13 protein-coding genes are annotated in these 14273 nt (G+C 61.7%); 10 read left to right on the top strand and 3 right to left on the bottom strand.

The window, feature by feature from the left end; translation table 11 throughout:
* Positions 1–12: 12 nt before the first annotated feature.
* The 7 genes from hisS (at position 13) to GSM73_RS03590 (ending at position 7078) form a co-directional block, all read left to right on the top strand.
* Positions 13–1302 (top strand): histidine--tRNA ligase, encoded by a 1290-nt coding sequence (gene hisS, locus GSM73_RS03560; protein WP_047227478.1) that lies wholly within the window; start codon positions 13–15, stop codon positions 1300–1302.
* A gap of 40 nt (positions 1303–1342) precedes the next feature.
* Positions 1343–1984, top strand: coding sequence for a tetratricopeptide repeat protein (locus GSM73_RS03565; protein WP_047227479.1), 642 nt, complete (start codon positions 1343–1345; stop codon positions 1982–1984).
* Position 1985: 1 nt separating this feature from the next.
* Positions 1986–2840: a PQQ-binding-like beta-propeller repeat protein gene (locus GSM73_RS03570; protein ID WP_372241356.1), complete on the top strand. Its 855-nt coding sequence runs from the start codon at positions 1986–1988 to the stop codon at positions 2838–2840.
* 199 nt (positions 2841–3039) lie between these two features.
* Positions 3040–4512: a ribosome biogenesis GTPase Der gene (gene der, locus GSM73_RS03575; RefSeq protein ID WP_047227481.1), complete on the top strand. Its 1473-nt coding sequence runs from the start codon at positions 3040–3042 to the stop codon at positions 4510–4512.
* 151 nt (positions 4513–4663) lie between these two features.
* Positions 4664–5812, top strand: a complete 1149-nt coding sequence (locus GSM73_RS03580) for a pyridoxal phosphate-dependent aminotransferase (RefSeq protein WP_160891600.1) — start codon at positions 4664–4666, stop codon at positions 5810–5812.
* Positions 5800–6591, top strand: a complete 792-nt coding sequence (locus GSM73_RS03585) for an amidohydrolase (RefSeq protein WP_107323226.1) — start codon at positions 5800–5802, stop codon at positions 6589–6591. Before GSM73_RS03580 ends, GSM73_RS03585 begins: the two co-directional genes overlap by 13 nt.
* Before the next feature lie 70 nt (positions 6592–6661).
* On the top strand, positions 6662–7078 hold the full coding sequence (locus GSM73_RS03590; protein ID WP_160891602.1) for a hypothetical protein: 417 nt from the start codon (positions 6662–6664) through the stop codon (positions 7076–7078).
* 206 nt (positions 7079–7284) lie between these two features.
* On the opposite strand, the gene leuA is transcribed toward GSM73_RS03590, so the two are convergent.
* The 3 genes from leuA to xseA all read right to left on the bottom strand — a co-directional run bounded on the left by leuA (position 7285) and on the right by xseA (position 11637).
* Positions 7285–8964 carry a 2-isopropylmalate synthase gene (gene leuA / locus GSM73_RS03595; RefSeq protein WP_047227484.1) on the bottom strand — a complete coding sequence of 560 codons (1680 nt, stop codon included), beginning with the start codon at positions 8962–8964 and terminating at the stop codon, positions 7285–7287.
* A gap of 468 nt (positions 8965–9432) precedes the next feature.
* On the bottom strand, positions 9433–10254 hold the full coding sequence (locus GSM73_RS03600; protein ID WP_160891604.1) for a peptidoglycan DD-metalloendopeptidase family protein: 822 nt from the start codon (positions 10252–10254) through the stop codon (positions 9433–9435).
* 3 nt (positions 10255–10257) lie between these two features.
* Positions 10258–11637: an exodeoxyribonuclease VII large subunit gene (gene xseA, locus GSM73_RS03605; RefSeq protein WP_107323227.1), complete on the bottom strand. Its 1380-nt coding sequence runs from the start codon at positions 11635–11637 to the stop codon at positions 10258–10260.
* A 151-nt stretch (positions 11638–11788) separates the two neighbouring features.
* On the opposite strand from xseA, the gene GSM73_RS03610 reads away from it, so the two are divergent.
* The 3 genes from GSM73_RS03610 to GSM73_RS26825 all read left to right on the top strand — a co-directional run.
* Positions 11789–12337 carry a hypothetical protein gene (locus GSM73_RS03610; protein ID WP_047227486.1) on the top strand — a complete coding sequence of 183 codons (549 nt, stop codon included), beginning with the start codon at positions 11789–11791 and terminating at the stop codon, positions 12335–12337.
* A 245-nt stretch (positions 12338–12582) separates the two neighbouring features.
* Entirely contained in the window at positions 12583–14052 is a 1470-nt protein-coding gene (guaB, locus tag GSM73_RS03615; protein ID WP_047227487.1) for an IMP dehydrogenase, read from the top strand.
* 79 nt (positions 14053–14131) lie between these two features.
* A partial coding sequence (locus GSM73_RS26825) for a hypothetical protein (protein ID WP_372241357.1) occupies positions 14132–14273 on the top strand: 142 nt, incomplete at its 3' end.

Genomic DNA, 14273 nt, shown 5'->3' on the forward strand with positions numbered 1-14273 from the left:
TAAGGATTACCTGTGAGCAAGTCCCTGCAAGCCATTCGTGGCATGAACGACATCCTGCCCGAGCAGACGCCCCTGTGGCGCTATTTCGAGGGCACCGTGGCGCGTTTGCTGGATAACTACGGTTACCGGCAGATCCGCATGCCGATCGTCGAGTTCACCGAACTGTTCAAGCGTTCCATCGGCGAAGTGACCGACATCGTCGAAAAAGAGATGTACACCTTTGAAGACCGCAACGGCGATTCGCTGACCCTGCGCCCCGAAGGTACGGCGGCGTGCGTGCGTGCAGTGCTCGAGCACGGCATTACCGGTGGTGGCCAGGTGCAGAAACTCTGGTACATCGGCCCGATGTTTCGCCACGAGCGTCCACAGAAAGGTCGTTATCGCCAGTTCCACCAGATAGGCCTGGAGGTATTCAACCTCGACGGTCCGGACATCGACGCCGAGCTGATCGTATTGACCTGGCGCCTGTGGGGCGAGCTGGGCATTCGTGATGCGGTCAAGCTCGAACTCAACAGCCTGGGCACCAGCGAGTCCCGTGGGCGCTACCGCGAAGCGCTGGTGGAGTTCCTGTCCGCTCACCTGGACAAGCTGGACGAAGACAGTCAGCGCCGCCTCAAGACCAATCCGCTGCGGGTGTTGGATACCAAGAACGCCGACACGCAGGCGATCCTGGTCGATGCGCCGAAAATGGCTGACTACCTCGACGATGAATCCCGTGCGCACTTCGAGGGGCTGAAGGCGCGTCTGGATGCCGTCGGTATTCCCTATGTCATCAACCCGAAGCTGGTCCGCGGGCTGGATTACTACAGCAAGACCGTCTTTGAATGGGTCACCGACAAGTTGGGCGCCCAGGGAACTGTGTGTGCCGGCGGCCGTTACGACGGGCTGGTGGAACAGATGGGCGGAAAGCCGACCTCGGGCGTGGGTTTTGCCATGGGCATCGAACGTCTGGTGTTGATGCTTGAGACGCTGGACAAGATCCCGCAGGAAATCGCCCGTCAGGTCGACGTTTACCTGTGCGCCTTCGGCGAAGCAGCCGAACTGGCGGCCCTGGCGCTGAGCGAGCGGGTCCGCGACCAGTTGCCCAACCTGCGCCTGCAGATCAACGCCGGCGGCGGCAGCTTCAAGAGCCAGTTCAAGAAGGCCGACAAGAGCGGTGCGTTGTATGCACTGATTCTTGGTGACGACGAATTGGCCCAGCAAGTGGTAGGTTTCAAACCCCTGCGTGGCCAGGGCGAACAACAAAGCATTGCCTGGGATGCGCTTGCCGCACACCTGGCCACCTGCGTCGTGCAGGGTTGAAGCTGTCAAACAGCCGATTTAGCGATTAAGGAGTATTGGGGTGTCGAGTACCGAAGATGAACAGCTGGCGGATTTGAAGGACTGGTGGACGCGCAACGGCAAGCCGCTGGTCACTGGCGGCCTGTTGGCGCTGGTCATCGTGTTCGGCTGGCAGGCCTGGCAGAAATACCAGAGCAACCAGGCGCAAGGCGCTTCGATGCTCTATCAGCAGTTGCTGGAAACCACCCTGACCCCGGACGGCAAGCCTGACGCTGCCCGCGTGGCGGAGTTGGCCGGCAAGCTCGACAACGAATTCGGCGGCACGGCCTACGCGCAATATGGCCGTCTGTTCGTGGCCAAGGTCGCGGTAGACACCGGCAAGCTGGACGACGCCGCCACCGAGCTGAAGGCCATTGTCGACAAGCCGGTCAACCCGACCCTGGGCGAAGTGGCGCGTCAGCGCCTGGCGCAGGTGCTGGCGGCGCAGAACAAGGCCGAAGATGCGTTGAAGCTGCTCGACGGTGATGCCGACAAGGCGTTCCTGGCGACCCGCGAAGAACTCAAGGGCGACCTGCTGGTACAGCTTGGTCGTGCTGATGAGGCCCATGCGGCCTACCAAAAAGCCAAGGCTGCGCTGTCGGATGAAGCCGCGGTCGGTGGCCTGCAAATCAAGCTGGACGACCTGGCCAAAGGGGATGCGTGACGTGATCCGTTGGAAACATGCAGCATTGCTGGCTCTGGCCATTCTGGCCGCGGGTTGCAGCAGCAACAGCAAGAAAGAACTGCCACCGGCCGAACTGACCGACTTCAAAGAAGAAGTCGTGCTGCAGAAGCAATGGAGTCGCTCCATCGGTGACGTGGTCGTGGTACAGACCCAGGATGACAGCCTGATCGGTCTGGATGCCGCCACTGGCGAGCAGCGCTGGTTGTACGACAGCACCCCGGCGGTACTGACCCTGCGCGGCACCAGTGCGCCGATCGTCACCAACCGCCTCGCGGTGGCCGGGTTGTCGACCGGTAAAGTGGTGGCCCTGGATATTTCCAACGGCGTGCCGGTCTGGGAACAGCGCGTGGCCATCCCACAGGGCCGTTCGGAACTGGAGCGCGTGGTCGACATCGACGGCGGCCTGCTGTTGTCTGGCAGTACGCTGTACGTTGCCAGCTACCAGGGACGCGTTGCGGCGCTGGACCTGGAAAGCGGTCGCCCGCTGTGGCAGCGCGATGCGTCCAGCTACGCCGGCGTCGCCGAGGGTTTGGGCAGCGTCTACGTGAGCCTGTCCTCGGGCACGGTTGAAGGCGTCGACGAGCGTTCCACCACCGCATTGTGGAGCAACGACTCCCTGGCCCGTCGTCAACTGTCGGCCCCGGAAGTGTTCTCCAGCTACGTTGCAGTCGGTGACCTGGAAGGTTACCTGCACCTGCTCAGCCAGGTGGACGGTCGCTTCGTCGGCCGTGAGCGCATCGACAGCGACGGCCTGCGTGCCCGTCCGCTGGTGGTGGGCAACATGATTTATGTGTATGGCAACAGCGGCAAACTGGAAGCCCTGACCATCAAGTAAGACTATGCTTGGGTTAATCCCAAGCGGCTTCATTTTTGTGGGCGCGAGCCTGCTCGCGAATGCGGTGGTCCAGTGGCATGGATGTCGACTGATCCAACGCTTTCGCGAGCAGGCTCGCTCCCACAGGATGGCCCCCGAGCACCAGCCGCTGCCTCGCAGCGGCTTTTGTATTTTCTGAAATAACGAAGTGGAGAGCCGCATGGTTCCCGTAATCGCCCTGGTGGGCCGACCGAACGTCGGCAAGTCCACCTTGTTCAACCGCCTGACCAGGACTCGCGACGCCATTGTCGGCGACTTGTCCGGTCTGACCCGTGATCGCCAATACGGTGAGGCCAAGTGGCAAGGGCGTACCTATATTCTGGTCGACACCGGTGGCATCTCCGGTGATGAACACGGCATGGACGAAAAAATGGCCGAGCAGTCGCTGCTCGCCATCGAAGAAGCGGATGTGGTGCTGTTCCTGGTAGACGCCAAGGCCGGTTTTACCGCCGCCGACCAGATGATCGCCGAGCATCTGCGCAAACGTAACAAGCGTTCCTACGTGGTGGCCAACAAGGTCGACAACATCGACCCGGACATGGCCCGCGCCGAATTCGCGCCGTTGGGCATGGGCCAGGCGATCCCGATCGCCGGCGCCCACGGTCGTGGCATCACCCAGATGCTGGAAATCGCCCTGGCTGATTTCCCCAAAGACGACGAAGACGAACCGGAAGACGGTGAAGAAGAAATCGTTGCCGAAGGCGAGGAAGCCAAGCGCATTCCTGGCCCTAGCGAAAAAGACGGGATCAAGATCGCCATCATCGGCCGCCCGAACGTCGGCAAGTCGACATTGGTCAACCGCATGCTCGGCGAAGACCGGGTCATCGTGTACGACCAGCCCGGCACCACCCGCGACAGTATCTACATCCCGTTTGAGCGTAACGAAGAGAAGTACACGCTGATCGACACTGCCGGTGTGCGCAAGCGCGGCAAGATCCACGAAGAAGTCGAAAAATTCTCCGTGGTCAAAACCCTGCAGGCGATCAAAGACGCCAACGTGGTGATCTTCGTGATGGACGCCCGCGAAGGCGTGGTCGATCACGACCTGAACCTGCTGGGCTTCGCCCTGGAAGCCGGCCGTGCGTTGGTCATCGCGATCAACAAGTGGGACGGCATGACGCCTAGCGAACGGGATTTCGTCAAGATCGAACTGCAGCGTCGCCTGTTCTTCGTTGACTTCGCCGACATCCACTTCATTTCGGCCTTGCACGGTACGGGCGTGGGCAACCTCTACGCGTCGGTGCAGAACTCGTTCAAGTCGGCGGTCACCCGCTGGCCGACCAACCGTCTGACCCAGATCCTGGAAGACGCCGTCGGCGAGCACGCGCCACCGATGGTCAACAACCGCCGGATCAAGCTGCGTTACGCTCACCTGGGTGGCGCCAACCCGCCGATCATCGTGATTCACGGTAACCAGATCGAGAAGGTGCCCAAGTCGTACGTCCGGTATCTGGAAAACACTTATCGCCGCGTCCTGAAGCTGGTCGGCACGCCGATCCGCATCGAGTTCAAGGGCGGCGAGAACCCGTACGAAGGCAACAAGAACACGCTCACCGACCGTCAGGTCAACAAGAAGCGCCGCTTGATGTCGCACCATAAGAAGGCTGACAAGAAGCGTCGTGATAAACGCTGATCGATAGTCACCGCAGTTCCACTGTGGGAGCGAGTTGTGTCAGCGTAAGAAGGGTGCCCTTGGTGGCACCCTTTTTCATGCCCGGCGATTGGGCTATCCTCGACCTCTCCCGCGCCGCACCAGAGCCGGGTGTAGACGCAGGGAACCCCCAATGATCACCAGCAAGTTGCCGAATGTCGGCATCACTATCTTCACCCAGATGTCCCAGCTCGCCGCGCAGACCGGCGCGCTCAATCTGTCCCAGGGGTTTCCCGATTTCGATGGTCCGCAGGCCCTGCGCGATGCAGTCGGCCGGCATGTCGCCCAAGGGCATAACCAATACTCGCCCATGACCGGTTTGCCGGCGCTGCGCCAGCAGATCGCGGCGAAGATCGCCCGCAGCTATGGCGTCACCGTCGATGCCGACCAGGAAGTGACCGTGACCCCCGGTGCGACCCAGGCGATTTTCTGCGCCATCGCGGCAGTGGTTCACAGCGGCGACGAAGTGATCGTGTTCGACCCTTGCTACGACAGCTATGAACCCGCCGTCGAGTTGGCCGGTGGCCGTTGCGTGCATGTGCAATTGGGCCTGGAAGATTTCGCCATCGATTTCCAGAAGCTCGGTGAAGCTTTGAGCCCGCGTACGCGCATGATCATTCTCAACACGCCGCACAATCCCAGTGGAGCGCTGATCAGCCGCGCCGAACTCGACCAGTTGGCGACGCTGATTCGCGACCGCGACATTTACCTGATCAGTGACGAGGTCTACGAACACCTGGTGTTCGACGGCGTCGCCCACGCCAGTGTCCTGGCCCATGAAGAACTGTACCAACGGGCCTTTGTGGTCAGTTCCTTCGGTAAGACCTACCACGTCACCGGCTGGAAAACCGGCTATGTGGTGGCGCCACCGGCCCTGACGGCGGAACTGCGCAAGGTGCATCAATACGTCAGCTTCTGCGGCGTGACGCCGTTGCAGTACGCCCTGGCTGACTACATGGCCAATCACCCGGAGCACGTCGAAGAACTGCCGGACTTCTACCAGGCCAAGCGTGACCTGTTCTGCGATTTACTGGCCCCCTCGCGCTTCAGTTTCAAGCGAGTACCCGGCACCTATTTCCAACTGGTGGATTACTCGCAGATCCGCCCGGACCTCCATGACGTCGACATGGCAGTCTGGATGACCCGTGAGCACGGCGTGGCGACGATCCCTGTCTCGGTGTTCTACCAGAACCCACCCGAAGGCCAGCGCCTGGTGCGCCTGTGCTTTGCCAAACGCGAGGAGACGCTGCGCGAAGCGGCGGAAAAACTATGCGTGATCTGAGTACCTTGCCCAATCTCAATGTTGCGCTGATCCAGACCACCCTGGCCTGGCATGATCGCCAGGCCAATCTGGAACATTTCGAGGGCTTGCTTGCGCAGGCGCGCGGGGCGGACCTGATTATCCTGCCGGAAATGTTCACCACGGGTTTTTCCATGGAGTCCGAGACCCTGGCTGAGCCGGAAAACGGTCCTTCGCACAAGTGGCTCCAGGCTCAGGCTGCGAAGCTCGGAGCGGTGATCACCGGCAGTGTGATTATCCAGGCCGCCGACGGCAGCCATCGCAATCGTCTGCTCTGGGCACGACCGGACGGCGAAGTGCTGCATTACGACAAGCGTCATCTGTTCCGCATGGCCGGTGAGCACAATCACTACACGCCGGGCGAGCGCCAGGTGCTGTTCGAACTCAACGGCTGGCGGATCCGCCCGCTGATTTGCTATGACCTGCGTTTCCCGGTGTGGAGCCGCGACGCCGAGGACACCGACCTGTTGCTGTACACCGCCAACTGGCCCGGCGCGCGGCGCCAGCACTGGAACCGCTTGCTGCCGGCCCGAGCAATCGAGAACCTGTGCTACGTGGCCGCGGTAAACCGCATCGGCCACGACGGCAAGGGCTTCGCCTACACCGGTGACAGTCAGGTGCTGGACTTTCAGGGCGAAACCCTGCTCAGCACCGGTGAGGCCGACGGGGTATTCACTGTGTGTCTGAGTGCGGCGGAGCTGGCGGCATATCGCACTCGCTTTCCGGCGAACCTGGATGCCGATCGTTTTGAATTCATCTGATTGAAACGTTTCAGCCCTTCAGAAGCGCTGGTGTTTGCCGATAACCGGGGCAGCCAAGGAGAAGTCCCTTATGACCAGCATCAGCGCAATCACGGTAAATCCATACCCTCTCTCTGCACCCAAGGTTTCCATCAAGGGTGCGGAAGACGAAGCAGCAGTCAGCCCTGCGGTATCGACTGACGCCAGCGAAGACAAAGACCGCCAGTTGAAAGTTGACACCAGTGGCGCGAACATCGGCGGTGCTCCAGCCAGCGGCAGCGGCGATGTCATCGAGCAGCTGAAAAAACAGATAGAGCAAACTGAAAAGCTGCTGGCCGAGCAGCAAGCCCAGTTGGCTCGCGTGCAGAAAAGCCAGGCCAACCAGGCGCAGAAAGCCCAGGAAGCCATGGCGATCCAGACTCAGATCATGGCGACCCAGGCCACATTGCAGACCTTGCAGGCCGCTTTGCTGCAGGCGATGACTATTTCGATTGATACCCATGCCTGAGACTTGTATTGCCTGACAGGCCGCCATCGCGAGCAAGCTCGCTCCCACACTGATCTTCAGCGGGTTCAAAATCCTGTGCCCACCTCAGATTCCCTGTGGGAGCGAGCCTGCTCGCGATGAGGCCGGAACAGTCACCCAAGTCATCAGCCAAACAAAAAGGCCCCAGGGTTCACACCCCAGGGCCTTTTTGCATTTCAGCTAAACCATCAGGCCGCTTTGGCTTCCGGCTGGCTCAGGGAGCGGTTCAGCGCGCTGAACAGGGCCTTGAAGCTGGCGGTGGTGATGTTTTCGTCGATACCCACGCCGTGGACCGCGCGCTCACCGTTGACCCGCAGCTCGATGTACGCCGCAGCCTTGGCGTTGGTGCCGGCGCCGATGGCGTGTTCGTTGTAGTCCATGATCTCCACCGGAATCGGCAGTCCGGCCACCAGCGCTTCCAGCGCGCCGTTGCCCTTGCCGCGCCAGTGCAGGTTGGTTTCGCCCTGGCCCTTGCTGGCCACTTCGACTTCCACGGCGCTGTTGCCGTTTTCTTCCTGCAGACGATGGCTGACCAGCGCGTACGGGGTGTTGGCTTGCAGGTATTCGCTGTGGAGCAGGGCATGGATCTGCTGGGCGGTCATTTCCAGGCCCAGGCGATCGGTTTCGCGCTGTACCACCTGGCTGAACTCGATCTGCATGCGACGCGGCAGGCTGATGCCGTACTCCTGCTCCAGCAGGTAGGCGATGCCGCCTTTGCCCGACTGGCTGTTGACGCGAATCACCGCCTCGTAGCTGCGGCCGATGTCGGCCGGGTCGATCGGCAGGTACGGCACTTCCCACAGGGTGTCCGGTTTCTGCTGGGCAAAACCTTTGCGAATGGCATCCTGGTGCGAGCCGGAGAACGCGGTGTGAACCAGGTCGCCCACGTACGGATGACGCGGGTGCACCGGGATCTGGTTGCACTCTTCGACCACTTTGCGCACGCCGTCGATGTCGGAGAAATCCAGCTCAGGGTTGATGCCCTGGGTGTAGAGGTTCAGCGCGACGGTCACCAGGTCGACGTTACCGGTGCGTTCGCCGTTGCCGAACAGGCAGCCTTCGACACGGTCGGCGCCGGCCATCAGGCCCAGTTCGGTGGCGGCTACGCCGGTGCCACGGTCGTTATGGGTGTGCAGGCTGATGAGCACGCTGTCGCGACGGGTGATGTTGCGACCGAACCACTCGATCTGGTCGGCGTAGACGTTCGGAGTCGCGACTTCCACGGTGGCCGGCAGGTTGAGGATGACCTTGCGCTCAGGCGTCGGGTTCCAGACCTCGATCACTGCGTCGCAGACTTCCTTGGCGAATTCCAGCTCGGTGGCGCTGAAGGTTTCTGGCGAGTATTCGAACTGCCACTGGGTTTCTGGCTGCTGGGCGGCGTATTTGACGAACAGCTTGGCCGCGTTCACCGCGATTTCCTTCACGCCTTCCTTGTCCTGGTTGAACACGATGCGGCGGAACGAAGGGCTGGTGGCGTTGTACAGGTGGACGATGGCTTTTTTCGCGCCGCGCAGGGATTCGAACGTGCGGGCGATCAGGTCTTCACGGGCCTGGGTCAGCACCTGGATGGTGGTGTCGTCCGGGATGTGGCCTTCTTCGATGAGGGTACGCACGAAGTCGAAGTCGGTCTGCGAAGCCGCCGGGAACGACGCTTCGATTTCCTTCACGCCCACAGCGACCAGGGTTTTCCAGAAACGCAGCTTCTTGGCGGCGTCCATCGGCTCGATCAGCGACTGATTGCCGTCACGCAGGTCGGAGCTGCACCAGATCGGCGCGGCGGTGATGGTCTTCGACGGCCAGGTGCGATCCGGCAGGTTGATGGTCGGGAAGGCGCGGTACTTGGAAGACGGGTCTTTGAGCATGCTCATCGCAGAATCCTTTTATTGTCGTGGCCGGGAAAAGGCGGCCTGCCGGTGGTTCGAACGGGGTGGCTTTACAGCCGGAACGAGGTGCCGCGATTCAGCCCGGCAGTCGTGCGCTGACGAGGCACAGGCTGCGGTGCTGGCGAAGCTGAATGAGGGTGTGAGAGGTTTTCATGCCTTCAACCCTAACCGCGCGGAGGGCGGATCGCAAGCAGTCGGGAAAAATTGAGATAAGTTCTGTTTTTAGGCAGGTTTGCGAGATTTAATCGCGCAGGTTCGAAGTGTTCATCTTGGAAATTGCGTCGATGTTTTGAGCTTGGCAATTCGCTGGATGGTGGTGATGTGGCTGCCGTCATCGCGAGCAGGCTCGCTCCCACAGGGATTTTCTGTTGGTCACAAATGTTGTGTTCACAAGAGATCCAAATGTGGGAACGAGCCTGCTCGCGGTCAGGCCGGCAGCTTCACCGCAAAAACTCAGGGCTGGAATGCCCCCATAAAAATCGCCGGATCCACCCGCGCATCGTTCAGGCTGATATTCCAGTGCATGTGCGGGCCAGTTGCCCGGCCCGTGGAGCCGACTTTGCCGACGACCGTGCCGCGCTTGAGCTGCTGGCCGACCTTCACGTCGATCTTCGACATGTGGCAGAACATGCTGATGAAACCCTGGCCGTGATCGACAAACACGGTGTTGCCATTGAAGAAGTAATTGCCGGTGAGGATCACCTTGCCAGCGGCCGGAGTCTTGATGGGTGTGCCGGCGGGCACGGCGAAGTCCAGGCCGGCGTGGGGGTTGCGTTCTTCGCCGTTGAAGAAGCGCCGCACGCCGAACTTGCTCGACATCGGACCATTGACCGGCTTGTCCAGCAGCAGGTTGCTGGGGATGTTCGGGCTGAAGCTGCGATAGGCCTTCAGTTGCACGGCCAGTTCGGCGTTGATGCGTTTGAGGTCCGCCGGGTTCGGATTGACCTGGCGCTTGTTCTTCAGGGTGATGTGTTGCTCGGGGTACTTTTTATAGCCGACCACGAACGGCTGGGTGCTGCCGCCGCTGCTGATCTGCTGGGTGCCGGGCTTGACCGTCAGCGGGATGCCGACAATCGCCAGCCAGTTGTCCTTTTCCTTGACCACCAGCACCGGTTTGCCCTGGTAACTGGCTTTTGGCGCCTGGGCCGCGCTGCCCAGGTCCACCACGGCCACGCCGCCGGGCACCGGTTTGTTCAGCAGGCGGGTGATGTAACTGTCGGCGTTGGCGTTGAAGGTCAGGCACAGCAAGAGCAATGGGGCGAGATATCGCGGCATGAATCAATCCAATAGAGAAAGGGTGACCGGCGTCAGGTGATTGTCTTCGACCCGCACCAGCAGTTCGCCTTCACCGAGCCGCGCGGTCAGGCGCTGGCCGGTTTGGGTCTGCGCGGCGTTGCGGATCGCCTGGCCGCGTTCGTCGAGCAAAATACTGTAGCCGCGGCCGAGGGTCGCCAGGGGGCTGACGATGTGCAGCGTCTGCATCTGGTTTTGCAGTTGCAGGCGTCGCGCCTTCAGGCCCTCGCGCATGGCCCGGGGCAGGCGCGCGGCGAGGCTGTCCAGGCGTTGGCGCAGCAGTGCCAGGTGCCGCCCCGGATGTTGCGCGGCCAGGCGGGTTTCCAGGCGGATCAGGCGTTCGCGGCGGGTATTGAGGCTGCGCTCGAAGGCCCGGCGCATGCGCATGTCCAGGTCGTCGAGGCGCTGGGCTTGCTGGCGTAGGCGCTCACCGGGGTGGCGCAGGCGTCGGGTCAGCCCTTCGAGGCGCAGTTGATCGCGCATCAGGCGGTCGCGCATGCGCATCACCAGCCGCCGGTGCAGGCTTTCGACCCGGCGCACCAGGTCGCCGGCATCGGGGGCCAGCAGTTCGGCAGCGGCGGACGGGGTCGGGGCGCGCACGTCAGCGACGAAATCGCTGATGGATACGTCGGTTTCATGGCCGACGGCGCTGACGATCGGCGTGACGCAGGCGTCCACCGCCCGGGCCACGGCTTCTTCGTTGAAGCACCACAAGTCTTCCAGCGAGCCGCCGCCTCGGGCCAGGATCAGCGCATCGAACCCCCGGGCATCCGCCAGTTTCAGCGCACGGACGATTTGCGCGGTGGCTTCGCGGCCCTGTACGGCGGTGGGGATCAGCGTCAGGGAAATCTGCGGCGCACGGCGGCGGAACACGCTGATGATGTCGCGGATCACCGCGCCGGTGGGCGAACTGATGATGCCGATGCGTTGCGGATGGGCCGGCAGCGGCACCTTGCGCTCGGCGCTGAACAGGCCTTCGGCGCTGAGCTTTTCCTTGAGCGCATCGAAGGCCAGGCGCAGGGCGCCATCGCCGGCCGGTTCCACGGTGTCGAGAATCAGCTGATAGTCGCCGCGGCCCTCGAACAGTGAGACCTTGCCGCGTACTTTCACCGCCAGTCCGTCTTTGAGGGCTTGACGCACCCGCGCGGCATTTTGCCGGAACAGTGCGCAACGCACCTGGGCGCCGCTGTCCTTGAGGGTGAAATACACATGGCCGGAGGCGGGGCGGGCAAGGTTGGAAATTTCGCCCTCGACCCAGATGTTGCTGAACACGTCTTCAAGCAGCACCCGCGCACGGCCGTTGAGCTGGCTGACAGTCAGGACCTCGCGGTCCAGGCCCAGTCGGGCAAAGGGATCTTTAATCATGGGCAGCATGATAAGGGCATTCGCTGCTCAATCTCCATGTTCACCGAAAAACCTTCCGGGAATTGGCGCGGTACAATGCACCATTGCCCATAGGTTCAAGGTGGGCGCGGGCTTGCTCGTCGCCACCCGTAGATTCGCCGCAGGATGTCCCATGAATTCGCAAAGCATCATCGTCCCGAAAATTTCCTCCTTGCCGGTCCACGAGCCTCGGGCCCGGGCGGTTGTGCGCTGGCTGGTGCGCAAGAATATCGTCGAAGAACAACTGACCACCTGCGGGCGTACCGGCAATCGCATGGCCCACGCCATCGCCCCCGGCGCCCGCGAGGTGGTCATGCACCCTGAGGCCTTGCCGTTTGGCGAACCGGTCAATGGCCTGGAAATCATCACCAAGCGCTGCATCTATACCCCGGCCAAAGGCTTTCTCGAGGAAGCGGGCTGCGCTGAATGCCGCAAGGAAATCGGCGAGGCGCTGTTCGAAAGCCTGGAAGACTGGATGCCGGCCCGCACCGACAACTTCACCTGCCCAGAGTGTGGGCATGAAGATGACATCAACGGGTTTCTGTTCCTGCAACCGTGTGGCTTTTCCAATTTGGGGTTTATCTTCAACAACTGGCTCGAGGCGGGGTTCAAGCAGGACTTTATCGACGAGTTCGCCGACTGGCTGGATCAGCCGGTGAGTTGGGTGAAGGTGGAGTTGTAAGAGAGCGATTCCCCCCTCCTGTGGGAGCGAGCCTGCTCGCGATTGGCGTCGGGTCAGTTGGCACGGTGTTGACCGATACACCGCTATCGCGAGCAGGCTCGCTCCCACAAGGGAATGTGTAGCAATCGGGCAGTGTTTAGCCCCTTCAATCACCCCGGCAATAATAGACAGAGTTTTACATTGAGCCAGAGGGGGTGCATGTATATAATGGCGCGCTTCCATTTTCCCGCTCGGGAGCCCCCGCGATGCTGCGTATCAGCCAAGAAGCTCTGACCTTCGACGACATTCTCCTAGTGCCCGGTTATTCCGAGGTACTGCCTAACGAAGTCAGTCTCAAAACCCGTCTTACCCGTGGCATCGAACTGAATATCCCGTTGGTTTCCGCCGCCATGGACACCGTGACCGAAGCCCGTCTGGCCATTGCCATGGCCCAGGAAGGCGGTATCGGTATCATCCACAAGAACATGACCATCGAACAGCAGGCCGCCGAAGTGCGCAAGGTCAAGCGGTTCGAGGCTGGCGTGGTCAAGGACCCGATCACCATCGAGGCTGACGCCACGGTTCGTGATCTGTTCGAACTGACCCGCATGCACAACATCTCCGGCGTTCCGGTGCTGCACGATGGCGACCTGGTCGGCATCGTCACCTCCCGCGACGTGCGTTTCGAGAACCGCCTGGACGCCACCGTCCGTCAGGTGATGACGCCTAAAGAGCGTCTGGTCACGGTCAAGGAAGGCATCGGCAAGGACGAAGTTCGCGAGTTGCTGCACAAGCACCGCATCGAGCGCGTGCTGATCGTCGACGACAAGTTCGCCCTCAAGGGCATGATGACCGTCAATGACATCGAAAAAGCCAAGGCTTATCCGCTGGCCAGCAAGGACGACCAGGGTCGTCTGCGCGTAGGCGCTGCAGTCGGCACCGGCAAGGACACTGGCGACCGCGTCGCGGCCCTGGTCAATGCCGGCGTCGACGTGGTGGTGGTCGACACCGCCCACGGTCACTCCAAAGGCGTGATCGACCGCGTTCGCTGGGTCAAGCAGAACTTCCCTGAAGTGCAGGTGATCGGCGGCAACATCGCCACCGGCGCTGCCGCCAAGGCCCTGGCCGAAGCTGGCGCCGATGCGGTCAAGGTCGGTATCGGCCCAGGCTCGATCTGCACCACCCGCATCGTTGCCGGTGTCGGCGTGCCGCAAATCAGCGCCATCGCCAACGTCGCCGCAGCCCTTGAAGGCACTGGCGTACCGTTGATCGCCGACGGCGGCATCCGCTTCTCAGGTGACCTGTCCAAGGCCATCGTCGCCGGGGCCTCCTGCGTGATGATGGGTTCGATGTTTGCCGGTACTGAAGAAGCGCCAGGCGAGATCGAACTGTTCCAGGGCCGCAGCTACAAGGCTTACCGCGGCATGGGCTCGCTGGGTGCCATGTCCCAGGCCCAGGGCTCCTCCGACCGTTACTTCCAGGACTCCTCCGCGGGCGCCGAGAAGCTGGTGCCCGAAGGCATCGAAGGTCGTGTGCCGTACAAAGGCACCCTGAGCGCCATCATCCATCAACTGATGGGCGGCCTGCGTTCTTCCATGGGCTACACCGGCAGCGCCAACATCGAAGAGATGCGCACTAAGCCGGAGTTCGTGCGCATCACCGGCGCCGGCATGGCCGAGTCCCATGTCCACGACGTACAGATCACCAAGGAAGCGCCGAACTACCGCGTAGGTTAAGGCCTTCAGCAAAACGTTAATCACCGGGGCTGTTCATTCAGCCCCGAGTTGTTTCTGATTCACTACATGAGAATGAGTCATGGCCCTCGACATTCACGCTCACCGCATCCTGATCCTCGACTTCGGTTCCCAGTACACCCAGCTGATCGCCCGCCGCGTGCGTGAAATCGGCGTGTACTGCGAATTGCATCCGTTCGACATGGATGACGAAGCGATTCGCG

Source organism: Pseudomonas sp. PICF6 (assembly GCF_009831705.1).
GTDB classification, from domain to species: domain Bacteria; phylum Pseudomonadota; class Gammaproteobacteria; order Pseudomonadales; family Pseudomonadaceae; genus Aquipseudomonas; species Aquipseudomonas rhizophila.

What these genes read in the sequence shown, in the direction of transcription:
- der (WP_047227481.1), top strand. Translation starts at nt 3,040, where the DNA reads ATGGTTCCCGTAATCGCCCTGGTGGGCCGACCGAACGTCGGCAAGTCC.
- GSM73_RS03580 (WP_160891600.1), top strand. Translation starts at nt 4,664, where the DNA reads ATGATCACCAGCAAGTTGCCGAATGTCGGCATCACTATCTTCACCCAG.
- GSM73_RS03585 (WP_107323226.1), top strand. Translation starts at nt 5,800, where the DNA reads ATGCGTGATCTGAGTACCTTGCCCAATCTCAATGTTGCGCTGATCCAG.
- GSM73_RS03590 (WP_160891602.1), top strand. Translation starts at nt 6,662, where the DNA reads ATGACCAGCATCAGCGCAATCACGGTAAATCCATACCCTCTCTCTGCA.
- leuA (WP_047227484.1), bottom strand. Translation starts at nt 8,964, where the DNA reads ATGAGCATGCTCAAAGACCCGTCTTCCAAGTACCGCGCCTTCCCGACC.
- GSM73_RS03600 (WP_160891604.1), bottom strand. Translation starts at nt 10,254, where the DNA reads ATGCCGCGATATCTCGCCCCATTGCTCTTGCTGTGCCTGACCTTCAAC.
- xseA (WP_107323227.1), bottom strand. Translation starts at nt 11,637, where the DNA reads ATGATTAAAGATCCCTTTGCCCGACTGGGCCTGGACCGCGAGGTCCTG.
- GSM73_RS03610 (WP_047227486.1), top strand. Translation starts at nt 11,789, where the DNA reads ATGAATTCGCAAAGCATCATCGTCCCGAAAATTTCCTCCTTGCCGGTC.
- guaB (WP_047227487.1), top strand. Translation starts at nt 12,583, where the DNA reads ATGCTGCGTATCAGCCAAGAAGCTCTGACCTTCGACGACATTCTCCTA.